Source organism: Arthrobacter sp. 10T416, assembly GCF_056394165.1.
Window position 1 is genome coordinate 1 of sequence record NZ_JBFTHI010000006.1, and the last position, 12,316, is coordinate 12,316.

Consider the following 12,316-nt stretch of genomic DNA (forward strand, 5'->3'; position numbering starts at 1 on the left):
CGGGTGGCCTGGGTGGCCTGCCGCACGGCGGTGCTCATGGTGTTGGCCATGGTTTTGACGAACTGGTCGCTGCAGGGTTCGCCGTGGCCTGGGATCAGGAATTCGTAGCGGTGGCGCAGGGCGGACAGGTGCCGCAGGGCGTCGGCCCATTCCTCCGGGAAGGAGTCCTCGAAGGACGGGTGCGCCCCCTGCTCCACGAGGTCACCGGCGTACAGCGTGGTGCCGGTGCCCACCAGGAGGTCACCGTCGGTGTGTCCGCGGCCCAGGTAGAAGAGGGTGGCGGTCTGGCCGCCCAGGTCCACCAGCACGGGCTGGTCCCGGACAATCGCGTTCGGGACCACCAGTTCCACCTGGCCGCCGTCGCCCGCGGCCATCTCCGGTTCGGCCGCGGCCACCAGGGGACGCTGGGCGTCGCCGTTGTCCTCGATGTCCGCGGCGCAGTTCTCGTGCCCCCAGAACTCGGTCACGCCGTCGTCGGCGAACACGGCGTTGCCGAAGAAGTGGTCGTAGTGGGCGTGGGTGTTGACCACCACCAGTGGCAGCTGCGTCTTTTCCCGCACGGCGTCGAGGATCTCGCGGCCCTGCCGGGGACCCCCGCCGGTATCGATCACCATGGCGCGTTCGGTGCCGACAACCAGGCCGGTATTGAGCAGGGATCCTTCGGTGGTCAGCACGTAGTTATCCTGGCCGACCTCGAGCCATCGTGACATGAAATCTCCGTATCCCGGCGCCGCGCCGGCATGGTTGGTGCGAAGTTCTGGCCTCGATTCTACCCACCGGGCCTTAGAGATCGGCCAGCACCGACCCCGGGTTCTCGATCGCGTCGGCCACGTAGCGCAGGAGTAAGCGGGCGTTGACCAGCTCGGATCTTGCGGAAATCGGCAGTAACAGGGCCGAGGCGGCCGCCCTAGACGGCGACTCCAGCCTTTTTCAGTAGCTCCCTAAGGCCCGGAGCGATCTTAATGGCGTAGTCCGGAATCATGTGCGTGACATCTCGTTTGATAGGAAGCGACCCGGAGAATGCAGGGCAGAAGGTCTGGGCGCAAAACAAATTGCTACTGTCTACAAAAGTCCCGCCGAGTTCTTTGATGACTTCCCGGTCTGCTTTGCCCATCGACTTCCAGTCATCGGTTTGCCTCCCCACGCAATCACGAGGCGCGCTCTGCTTCGTGGCACACAGCGACGGGTTCTTATCAGCGGGGGGCGGAGTGATGATGACGAACTTCGCCCCGCTGCCGGTCATTCGCGACAGGTAAGTCTTCATCGCAGGTTTCCAGTCCGCTGCGGTTGCCCGCCGATCGGTGCCAACAATGTGTGGGGCCATGTAGTAGGAGTTGATGACTATGACCAGGTCCGGACGGGTGGAATTTACGGCGTTCACCACGTCGATTTTCCGCTGTTCGCAAGCGGCGTCCTGTTCTTGCGATTGAGATTCAAAGGCCAGGCTGATCGCTCGGCACCCATACATCGACATACCCCGGAGGTTCCAAGTGCCGACACCGTAGATTTTCTGCAGCGCAGGAATGTACGTCTGGGCAACAGAGTCACCGATGATCACAGCGTTGTTGGGGGCCAAGGGATCGCCCCAGGTGCATTCGGCAGCGGAGGGCGGCGCAACTCCGCCACATGGCCCGATGTCAGCGGGAACTGGATCCTTTGCAATTACCTCATCAAGTGTGGGGCTGAGGTTAGGCCAAATAGGTGACTGCAGCGCAGCAGTTAGGTCCGCCTGGAGCTTGGTGACTTCCGGCCCAAAGCTTGGTGCTTGAGCAGTCGCGCCAGTCTTAGGTGCTGGCGCGGAACTCAAAGGAAGGTCGACTGCTTCTGGCGCCTTGACCGGCTGGAGACCCACAACCACTGCGCCGGCGGTTAGTAAAGCCAGCAAGCTGAGCGCCTGTAGCCGATATACCTCGCTAAAAACCGTCCCGGCCCTAAATGAGCTCCGCCGCGGCTTGCCCGTCAGCCAACTCGAATCGAGAATGCGCTTCTCCCACAGCACATATGCGTAGTAGGACCACACAAATATGCCACTGAGAAGTGCCAGTTGGACGGGCAGTGAATCAACGTCCAGCCAGGTCCCGGCGATGATGATGATGGGAAAATGCCACAGGTACAACGAATAGGACATGTCGCCGATGTAGCCGCTCACCCGGTTAGTGAATGGGAGCAGATGTCGCTGTTCGGCGGGGCCGGTCCCAGCGAGAATAAAGAGCGCTGCTGACAAAACCGGCAGCAGCCCCGCCGGCGCGGGGAAGGGCGTCTCCGTGCTGATGACGAACAGCGATGCGACCATTCCGGCTACGCCGATCCAGGCCAGGATTGGGCGGATGCTATTGGCTATGCGCGCGCACGCGGGAGCCGATATAGCCAGCAGAGCCCCGACACCAAGCTCCCATGCTCGGGAGAGCGTGCTGAAGTATGCCACAGCAGGGGACGAGGTTGTCTCGTGCAGGGCCCATGCAAGGGACGCCGCCACTAGACCGGCAATGAGGGTACCGACGACAAATCGCGCGCCCCGCGCGGGGCGCCTGAGGCTTGCGAATATCGCGAAGACCCCTGCCATGAGAAACGGCCAAACGAAGTAGAACTGTTCTTCTACGGCCAGCGACCAGAAGTGCTGCAGCGGGGAAATGGGTCCAGCAGACTGGAAGTAGTCTGTTCCAATAGACGCAAACCGCCAGTTTGCGGAGAAAAGAATCGCCCATAAGGCGTCCCACGTCGTGGTCATGAATCGCGACTGGCCGAAGGCTATGTACGCTGCGGCCAGCGTGAACCCGAGGGTAAGCACCGATGCTGGCATGATGCGCCGGACCCGCCGGCGGTAAAAGTCTGGAATCGAAACAAGACCAGTCCGCGCATGCTCACGCAGCAAGCTTTGGGTAATGACGAAGCCGGAAATGACGAAGAAGATATCGACGCCCACGAAGCCGCCGCCCGGCCAGTGCATAAGGTGGTCGAGAATCACCACGATCACGGCGAAGGCTCGCAGGCCCTGGATGTCCCTGCGGACGCCTTTTTTGGTAGGTGCGCGGTAGGTCGCCAGCGGCACCTTAACCCAATTTCCTGCGCGTTTCAGTTGTGCGATCCCGGTCATGCTCTCCCCTAAAACTGGCGGGACCGTTTATCCCCCACAGACATATTGCCACAACGGGCGCGTCCGGCCCGGCGCCCAAGATGGCTGCGCTGGGTCGGGCATGCCTTCTCAGAAGTCAAAATCTCCCAGAGCGCAGTCAAGCACGGGCCCCGAAGGCACCTCTGCCAGCGTCATCGCCGTATGCGCCACGAATATGCCGCTCACCTTTGGTGACAGTGACCAATCTAGAGATCGGCCAGCACCGAGCCCGGGTTCTCGATCGCGTCGGCCACGTAGCGCAGAAATCCGCCGGCAGTGCCGCCGTCGCAGACCCGGTGGTCGAAGGTGAGCGTCAGCTCGGTGACCTTGCGGACGGCGAGCTCGCCGTTGACCACCCACGGCTTGTCGATGATGCGGCCGACGCCGAGGATCCCCACCTCGGGGTGGTTGATGATCGCCGCGGAGCCGTCCACACCGAAGACGCCGTAGTTGTTCAGCGTGAAGGTGCCGCTGCCCAGTTCGGCGGGTGTCGCCTTGCCGTCGCGGACGACGGCGGTGAGCCGCCGGATCTCGGCGTCCAGTTCGCGGGCGCTGAGTTTGTCCGCGTTGCGTACCGAGGGCACCATAAGGCCCCGGTCGGTCTGGGCGGCGAAGCCCAGGTTCACGCCGTCGAAGGCGACGATTTCCTGGCTGGTCCCGCCGTCGGCGTCCTCGGTGGTGACGATCCGGGTGTTCAGTTCCGGGTACTTCTTCAGCCCGGCGGTGACGTAGCGGGCAATGAAGGCCAGCAGCCCGGGAGTGTGGTGCGGGTCGGCCTTCTTCAAGGCCGCCCGCAGCTCTACGAGCGCGGTCGCATCCACGTCCACCCACACGGTGGCCTCGGGGATCTCGGATCGGCTCCGGCTCATATTCGCGGCGACGGCCTTGCGGACGCCCCGCACCGGGGTGCGCCCGGTGATGCCCAGGCCGGTCCGCGAGTCGGTGTCCCCGGCAATCCGGCGCTCCGGCCCGGGCGTTTCAGCGGCCCGGGCGCCCGGCTGTTCGGCGGCGGGTTTGATGGCGGCCTCGACGTCGCGGCGCATGATCAGCCCGCTGGTCCCCGAGCCCTGCAGCTCGCCCAAATCCACGCCGTGGTCCCGCGCCATCCGCCGGACCAGCGGCGAAATCACGGCCCCCAGCTTGCCGGGAACCCGGGTCCGCAGCAACAGCAGGTCATCGGCTGCCTTCTCCTCCCCGGACACCTGCGCCACGGAGCTCTTGGACGCCCGGGTCCGCCGGGCAACCCCGTGCCCGCCCGGGGTGCCGTAGCCGATCAGGACATTCCCGGAGCCGGCCTTTTCTTCCTCGCGGTAGACCTCGGCGGCAACATCCTCAACCGCGGGGGCTACCCCCAGCGGCGTCACGGAGATCAGCGGTTTTCCGACGTCGAGGCTCTGGCCGGGCTCGCCGTGCAGGACGGCGACGGTGCCGGCGTACGGGGACGGGACCTCCACCATGGACTTGGCGGTCTCCACCTCGGCGATCGGCTGGTCGACGCGGATCTCATCGCCCACGGCCACGAGCCAGTTGACCAGCTCCGCTTCGGTCAGGCCCTCGCCGAGGTCCGGGAGGAGGAATACTTTGGGTTCGCTCATGGTCAGTCTTCCCACTGGAGGTCGTCGACGGCGTCGAGGATGCGGTCCACGCCGGGCAGGTAATAGTGCTCGAGTTTCGGGGCCGGGTACGGCACGTCGAAGCCGGTGACGCGGCGGATCGGGGCGGCCAGGTGGTGGAAGCAGCGTTCCTGGACGCGGGCCACAATTTCCGAGGCCACGGACGCGAAGCCGTGCGCTTCGGCGATCACCACGGCGCGGCCGGTCTTCCGGACGGATGCGCAGACCGTTTCGTCGTCGAACGGGACGATCGAGCGGACGTCGATCACCTCCAGCGAGCGGCCTTCCTCGGCGGCAGCGGCCGCGGCGGCGAGCGCCGTCGGGACGGACGGTCCGTAGGCGATCAGCGTGGCGTCCGTGCCCGGACGGGCGACGGCGGCACGGCCTTCGGAGGAGGTGCCGGACTCGGTGTTCGCCGTGTGCTCGGCGCGGAGCGCGTCCAGGTCCACCTGGTCCTTGGACCAGTACAGCTTCTTGGGTTCCATGAACATCACGGGATCGTCCGAGTCGATGGCTTCACGGAGCATCCGGTAGCCGTCGGCCACGGTGGCCGGGGTGAAGACCTTGAGGCCCGCGGTGTGCGCGTAGTAGGCCTCGGAAGAATCGCAGTGGTGCTCCACTCCGCCGATCCCGCCGGCGTAGGGGACGCGGATGACGATGGGCAGCTTGACGGTGCCTTTGGTCCGGTTGTGCATTTTGGCGACGTGGCTGACGATCTGCTCGAACGCCGGGTACGCGAAGGCATCAAACTGCATCTCGATGACCGGGCGCATGCCGTTCATGGCCATCCCCACGGCCATGCCCACAATGCCGGATTCGGCCAGCGGCGTGTCGAAACAGCGGCTCTTTCCGAACGTTTTGGTGAGGCCGTCGGTGATCCGGAAGACGCCGCCGAGCATGCCGACGTCCTCGCCGAAGACCAGGACCGATTCGTCCGCGTGCATGGCGTCGGCCATGGCGGTGTTCAGTGCCTTGGCCAGGGTGATGGACTGCGGGCCGGTCTTCTCGGCGTCGCCGGCGGCCTTGGCGGCGGCGCGGGCGGTGGCGGCGCTGACGTTGCCGTTCGCTTCGGAGGACGTGGTGATGGTGGGGCTCATTTGCCGGCCGCCTTTGCTGCGGATGCGGTGGATGCGGCGTCGCGGGCCAGTTCGTCGGCGAGCATGGCGGACTGTTCCTTGAGCTGCGGGGTGGGCGTGGAGAAGACGTAGCTGAACAGGTCCTGGGGGTCCACGGGGACGTCCTCACCCAGGCCCTCGCGCAGCTGGGTGGCAACGGCTTCCGCTTGGTCGGCGATCCGGGCGGCGTTGTGGTCATCGAGCAGGCCGCGGCCTGTCAGGTAGGTCTTCATCCGGCTGACCGGGTCCTTGGACACCCATTCGGCCACTTCGCTGTCCTGGCGGTAGCGGGTGGCGTCGTCGGCGTTGGTGTGCGCCTGCATCCGGTAGGTGTGCGCTTCCACCAGCAGCGGGCCGGAGCCCTCGCGGGCGAGCTTCACGGCCCGGCCCAACACGGCCAGGAGCGCCACCATGTCGTTGCCGTCCACGCGTTCGCCGGCCATGCCGTAGCCGACAGCCTTGTGCGCCAGCGACGGGGCGACCGACTGGTGGGCCAGCGGCACGGAGATGGCGTACTGGTTGTTCTGGACGAAGAAGACCACCGGGAGGTGGAACACGGCGGCAAAGTTCAGCGCTTCGTGGAAGTCACCCTCACTGGTTGCCCCGTCGCCGCACATGGCCAGGACCACCGTGTCCTCGCCGCGGAGTTTGGCCGCGTGGGCGACGCCGACGGCGTGGAGCAGCTGCGTGGTCAGCGGGGTGCACTGGATGCCGACCTTGTGCTTGGCGGGGTCGTACCCGCCGTGCCAGTCGCCGCGGAACAGGGTCATGGTCTGCACGGGATCCACGCCGCGGGCCATCACGGCCACGGAGTCACGGTAGGTGGGGAACATCCAGTCCCCGTCGGACAGACACAGTGCCGCCGCGACCTGGCAGGCTTCCTGGCCGTGGCTGGACGGGTAGACGGCCATGCGGCCCTGCCGGACCAGCGCGGAGTTCTGGTCGTTGACGCGGCGCCCGACGACCAACTGCTCGTACGCGGCCAGCAGTTCGACGTCGTCGGGGAGGCCGTACTCGTGGCCGGGCTGCGCGCCCTGTTCCGCTTCGGCGTTCAAGGCGCCGTCCGGGCCGACGATCTGGATGGGGTGGCGGGCCGGCAGCATATAGTCCTCGACCGTGATGCCGAACTTCAGGACGGCGTCGTGGGCGGCGTTCGGCGCCGAGCCGGGTTCGGGCTGCGCCGTACGTTCGGGCTGCGCCGTGCGTTCGGGCTGCTGCGCAGAATGGTCCGCGGAGATCGTCATTGGTCCGTCTTTCTGTAGCCACTATTCCGTCCCAGTATGGTCGGCGATGCCGTTTCGTATCCACCCCCGGCCGAAATCGTGGAGAAGTCCCGAATATTGCCCTAATCTGAAAGACGGAATGTAAGTGTGAGCTGGATTACCGGCGGGGGTTGTAGACAAATGGCAGAGGCCGAGGCGGACCAGGCGGTGCCGCTGGACGACGTGGACCGGAACATCATCGCGGAACTGACCCGCGACGGGCGGATGTCCGTGACCCAGGTGGCGGAAAACGTCCACATTTCGCGCGCCCATGCTTACACCCGGATTGCCCGGCTGACGGGCGAGGGTGTCCTGACCAAGTTCACCGCGCTGGTGGACCCCATCAAGGCCGGGCTGAAGTCGTCGGCATATGTGACCCTGAAGGTCCGCCAGCACTCCTGGCGCGAACTGCGGGAGCTCCTCCGGGCAATCCCCGAGGTGCACCACATCGCCCTGGTGGGCGGCGACTTCGACGTCATCCTGCTGGTCCGCGCCGTTGACAACGTGGACCTGCGGCGGGTCATCTTCGACCAGCTGCAGTCCATGCCGGGGGTGCTGGACACCCAGACCTTCCTCGTGTTCGAAGACCTGGACACCCGCTAGCCGGGCCGTACCGCGTCAGTTCAGGAAGCCCGGGCGCGCCTTGGACGCGGTCTTAGCTTTTGGAGGCTTCCGCCAATGCGGGGGTTTCCTTCAATTGGCTGAGCAATGCATTTTCGTAGGCCGCGCACACACCGCCCCAGGAGTAGTGCTCCTCGGCACGTTGCACTATCTCCGAGGCATCGTAGTCATTTGCCGTTCTCATGGCGTCGCCGAGGGCGCTGACAATCGATGCCGTATCGGGACTGACAAACGTGGCCGTCTCTGCAAGCACCTCACGGTTGTACACGGTGTCCCGTGCGACCACCGGCGCACCGCAGGCCATGGCCTGCACCAGAGCTGGATTGGTCCCGCCAACGCTGTGGCCGTGGAAGTAGGCCCCGGCGTGCTGCCATAGGGCGTGCAGCCGCATGTCGTCACTGACGTGTCCGAGCCAAAGTACGTTTTCGTTATTAGCCGCGAGGGCGGCGGCGCGCTCGTCCAGCTCACCGCCGTAGCCGGAGGATCCAACAATTACTACTTTGTAGCTGGTAGCGAGTTCCTCCGCAGCGTTGAAGAATTCCACGACGGTGTTCTCCGGTACAAACCGCGCAACCATCAGAATGAATCCTCGGTGCTCAAGGCCTTCCTCTAGCTCGAGCTGTCCGGGAACGTCACCGCCATAGGGTATGAAGCGAGAAGTGCGCCCAAAGTCCGTCTGCCACCGATCCGCAATCGCATGCGAGTCCGCAATCAAGTCGTCGGCCCATTTTGACGTCATCCACGCCCCAAACTTAAATACGGCCTTGGCCAGCCGGCCCCATTTCGCGCGTTCCCACTCGATGCCGTCGACGTTGACAACTGTTGGTATGCCACGGAACTTCAGTAAAGGCAACCAGAATCCGTTGGCCACATTCATGACCAGGGCCACGTCGGGTTTGTGGATCATGGCATGAAGTACTGATGTCAGGCCATATGAAAGCGTGCTCAGCGACGTAGTCTCCGCGCCCTTCGTCATGACCGAACGGACGCGGTCATCGAGAGTTGGGTCCTGGTCATGCGTGGCCCCTGGGCGGCCGTAGACAGTGACTCCCCAACCCCTATCGGCCAGAAATGGCGCCAGCCTCCGGACAGCCGTTTCGAATCCCCCGTAGTAGCTGGGATATCCCCTAGTACCAATGATCGCCACGGTCCGTTGCACAGCATCCCCCTATTTCGTGATTCACTCCCCAGCAATGCTAGTCGCTGCGGCCCGACCCACCTTGCCCCCGCAGGAGCGGGCAGCCAGGTAACCGATCAGGCCGGGGGCGCCACGTACGCAGTTTTGATGTCCAGGTGCGGTTTCTTGGGTGATTCTTTGCCGTAGATAAAAACGAGAAGTCCGGAACCCCCCGGTGGGTTATCCTGCGTAAACCCGATGTTGCCGTTGAGCCCGCCCGCAGCCATGTGGCCGACGTATTCCGTAACATCCGCGGTGCGGGCAGCAAGAGTGCCATCAATCGATACGGAACGAATGAGCTTGCCCAACTGGGGCTTCGTTTTATAAGTGACAAGCATCTCGGCCCAAGGTGTTGTTATCTCATGGAGAGCCGTGTGAGACAACGTGCCCCCGGAATCCGATGTGTTGGCGTAGAACGTGAGTGATGCCGAAACAATTTTCTTGCCCCTGTACGCAGACAGATCGAATGCCATATAGGTCTCCCGATTGATGTCCGCCCAGGGGGTTTGCTTGACCAGGAGACCGGCCGATGACCCGTAATTGACCCCCGCATTTGCGATGGACCCATGGACGTAGGTGTCCCCGGATGGTGCGATAGAGGTGGACCACGGATCGCTGACCACGACAGCGGCCGAATCGTAAATGACGCGCCGGTTAGGTGCCGTGACCATTACGCCGACTCTCGCAGTTCCTCGGCTCAAGGCGGAGAAAGCCCCGCTGGCAGATATGGACAGAACCTTCGGGTCGGAAGAAACGTATTGGACCGGGAATTTAGTCCCGTCCAGAAGGGCGCCACTCCCATTCTTGATCGTGAAGGCGGCCGTACCGCTGTCGCCCACGTTCCTCGTAGGAGGAACCTTTGTCAGTGCCACCGACTCCGGATCCGCTGCTGTGAGGGTCGGCCCTTTGACCTCCGCGTCCGACAGAATCTTGAGCTCATAAATTCCTGTGTACCGGGTTGCAATATTTTGTGAATCGACGTCCACCGAGACATACCGCGCGTTTGTCGGTGCAAAGTCCGTTGTAGCCCACGCCGTGCTTTGAGGCAGCGGAGCCGATCGCTGCGTCACCCAGGCCACGCCGTCGCTGGACGTACGCACACTATAAAGGGAGGGCGTCGGCCCCGTGGATGCCCACGAAATACTGACTGCCGCGACCCTCCGGACTGCTCCGAGGTCATATTTCAAGCTCTGGTTTCCGCCCACCACCCACTTTGTTGAAAGGTCGCCATCGTAGGTTGATTTCGCTGTAGCCACGGACGCGGTGGCTGTGACCCCCGAGATTTCGTAGGAACCTTTGCCAATGAAGACGGAGTACGTGCTTGGCGCCTTGCCTGCCTGGCTGACGCTGACGGTGGCCCGGCCTGGCACCGATACTGCCTGAGAAATCGACACCTGGGAGCCTGCAGGGGCTGTCGCCCCAATCTGCGGAACTGCTGAATCTGGAGCCGCGGTTGAGTCATACGTCAGCGTGCCGGGGGAAAACGCTGTGATCGGCGTGCCCCCAAGTGTCAGTCCGCTGAGCTCGGAAGATGTGCCCCCAGTGGTCCAGCTACTGAGGGGTGTGGACGACTCCACGGGTGGTACCGTCTGCCCGGTTCTAAGAGGCGTGAACTGCACCGAAATGGTGGCAGCCGGCACGCCAGTCACGTGGATAGCCAGCCTCTGGAATCCAGCATTCGTGGCCTGCCCGGCACCCTGTGGCGATGAAGGAAGCGGTTGTGCTGGAAGCAAGGAGAAGGCCGTGGGCGCCGCACCAAGTATGCGCACGAGCATTTGTTTGCCTTGTTTCGTCAGTACGGCACTCCGACCGTCCGCGGACACCTGCACCGAAGCGTCCGTATGCATGAACCACCAGGCGTCCAGGTTGGAGGTGGCCTTGATCTCGTCCTGGAGAACTACCTGCTGCCGGTTGTCGATAAGCGATACGCCGCGTTTCCACGTGGTTCCTGCGGGATTCACGCTGTCCAAATTGGCAACGGCAAGGGCCTTGGAAGCACTGCTCTGCGTCCTCTCGATCACAGAGTTGGACGTGGGGTTCTGGTCGGGGCCCATTCCGGGATTCAGAACTACCGTATTGCTTCCTTCGGCGCGGGTCCGGTAGTAGTTCCATCGGCCACCGGTAGCGAGACCGTCAGTGTAGCCCGGGAGACCATAGTTATCCGGGCCCAGTTCACTCGCCCAATTCACCCCCAGGGCGTCCAGGACGAACGACCCGGCGTCGAGGTGCGGGTGACCGTTGTCGGCCGTAGTAGCAGCCTTAAGGGCAACAAACGTCGCGTCGCTCTGCTCCCATGCCGATCGCATTGTTGCCACTTCGGCCCCGCGGAAGTAGCGGTCCAAGCCAAGGTTGCCCTGGACCGCGGTCTTCTGGGCTGCACCCGGGCGGTACCACAAGAGGGCGAACTGATTGATATTGCCCTTGAGTGCTGTGTCGTATGCCATTTTTGTGTACACGGGATTGTCATAGAGACCTCCCATTGCCCCGAGAGCGGGCGGGAGTTCACTGTTCTTCGAGTCTGAGTAATTAAAGCCCTGACCGGACGGGCCGGTGAGGTACAGCGGGAACTGCCCGCTGGACTTCACCGCATCGCTGCCCAGAATTCCTTGGTCGTTGCCGGTTGCGGAACGAAGGGCCATCCCGTATTGCACGAGGTTCTGAGTTGCGTATCCCCAGTACTGAAGTCCTTCCCGATAGCCGCCGTCAGGGACATATCCCTTAAGTCCGTTTTGTATTGATGCGACAGAATAATCAAGGACCGAATCGGCGAGAACAGGCTCGATGTCCCGGACAGCGAGGGCCGCCAGTCCCAAGCCGCTGTTGCTGACGACGTTCCAGTTACCTACTTGTTTAGTCCAGGCCGCATTCTGTTTGTACTGCGATAGAGCGGGGTTCAGCCCTTTGCTGACTACTGCCCCACTCAGCACCTGTCGGCGTTCCGGAGTCCAATACTCGTACAACCAGTCGTAACCGAGACCCACAGCCTGGCTGAGTGTCGCCGTGTCCAGGAAATGGGAGGGGTTCCAGTTAGGGAAGTTAGCTGCGTTGGAGAGCTCAATCCAGAGCCTCTCGGCATAGGAGTTGTTCTTCGACAGCTGCCAGGACAAAGCAAGGGTGGTTACCCTGTCCCAAATCGCCTGGCTAGCGTCGTAAAGACGCTCCGGGTGTTGCGGGTCGTAAGCAATCACCGGCTGAGCGACAATGGCGTTGGCTTTTGACAAGACTCTTTCGTAGAGTCCCTTTCCCGTTGCATCGGCCGCTACCGAACTTCTCAACCGAGTGAAATCCGCTGCTGTCGCCATGACTCGGGGGTGTTGCCCGGTGACTGTACCGACATACGAGGGGACGTTAGAGGGTTGTACTGCCGCATGGGCCGGACTGATAAGTAATGGGCTCGCGAGTGCGACTGCGAGGAG

The 12,316-nt window shown here is 63.4% G+C and carries 8 protein-coding genes; 1 reads left to right on the forward strand and 7 read right to left on the reverse strand.

The features are described 5' to 3' along the window. The 5 genes from AC1DBE_RS08415 to pdhA all read right to left on the reverse strand — a co-directional run. The coding region (locus AC1DBE_RS08415; RefSeq protein ID WP_476970224.1) for an MBL fold metallo-hydrolase at positions 1-710 on the reverse strand (710 nt) is incomplete at its 3' end. A gap of 197 nt (positions 711-907) precedes the next feature. After that, positions 908-3,094 carry an acyltransferase family protein gene (locus AC1DBE_RS08420; RefSeq protein ID WP_476970225.1) on the reverse strand — a complete coding sequence of 729 codons (2,187 nt, stop codon included), beginning with the start codon at positions 3,092-3,094 and terminating at the stop codon, positions 908-910. Between the two features lie 224 nt (positions 3,095-3,318). Further along, positions 3,319-4,707, reverse strand: coding sequence for a dihydrolipoamide acetyltransferase family protein (locus AC1DBE_RS08425; protein ID WP_476970226.1), 1,389 nt, complete (start codon positions 4,705-4,707; stop codon positions 3,319-3,321). Between the two features lie 2 nt (positions 4,708-4,709). Next, entirely contained in the window at positions 4,710-5,822 is a 1,113-nt protein-coding gene (locus AC1DBE_RS08430) for an alpha-ketoacid dehydrogenase subunit beta (protein ID WP_476903147.1), read from the reverse strand. Next, on the reverse strand, positions 5,819-7,084 hold the full coding sequence (gene pdhA, locus AC1DBE_RS08435) for a pyruvate dehydrogenase (acetyl-transferring) E1 component subunit alpha (protein WP_476970227.1): 1,266 nt from the start codon (positions 7,082-7,084) through the stop codon (positions 5,819-5,821). Before pdhA ends, AC1DBE_RS08430 begins: the two co-directional genes overlap by 4 nt. 159 nt (positions 7,085-7,243) lie before the next feature. Here pdhA and AC1DBE_RS08440 point away from each other — a divergent pair, with 159 nt between their 5' ends. Beyond that, on the forward strand, positions 7,244-7,705 hold the full coding sequence (locus AC1DBE_RS08440; protein WP_441416883.1) for an Lrp/AsnC family transcriptional regulator: 462 nt from the start codon (positions 7,244-7,246) through the stop codon (positions 7,703-7,705). 52 nt (positions 7,706-7,757) lie between these two features. On the opposite strand, the gene AC1DBE_RS08445 is transcribed toward AC1DBE_RS08440, so the two are convergent. Both AC1DBE_RS08445 and AC1DBE_RS08450 read right to left on the reverse strand, forming a co-directional pair. Continuing rightward, entirely contained in the window at positions 7,758-8,882 is a 1,125-nt protein-coding gene (locus AC1DBE_RS08445; RefSeq protein WP_476970228.1) for a DUF1972 domain-containing protein, read from the reverse strand. Between the two features lie 95 nt (positions 8,883-8,977). After that, positions 8,978-12,121 (reverse strand): CBM96 family carbohydrate-binding protein, encoded by a 3,144-nt coding sequence (locus tag AC1DBE_RS08450; protein WP_476970229.1) that lies wholly within the window; start codon positions 12,119-12,121, stop codon positions 8,978-8,980. Between the last annotated feature and the right edge of the window lie 195 nt (positions 12,122-12,316).

What these genes read in the sequence shown, in the direction of transcription:
- AC1DBE_RS08420 (WP_476970225.1), bottom strand. Translation starts at nt 3,094, where the DNA reads ATGACCGGGATCGCACAACTGAAACGCGCAGGAAATTGGGTTAAGGTG.
- AC1DBE_RS08430 (WP_476903147.1), bottom strand. Translation starts at nt 5,822, where the DNA reads ATGAGCCCCACCATCACCACGTCCTCCGAAGCGAACGGCAACGTCAGC.
- AC1DBE_RS08425 (WP_476970226.1), bottom strand. Translation starts at nt 4,707, where the DNA reads ATGAGCGAACCCAAAGTATTCCTCCTCCCGGACCTCGGCGAGGGCCTG.
- pdhA (WP_476970227.1), bottom strand. Translation starts at nt 7,084, where the DNA reads ATGACGATCTCCGCGGACCATTCTGCGCAGCAGCCCGAACGCACGGCG.
- AC1DBE_RS08440 (WP_441416883.1), top strand. Translation starts at nt 7,244, where the DNA reads ATGGCAGAGGCCGAGGCGGACCAGGCGGTGCCGCTGGACGACGTGGAC.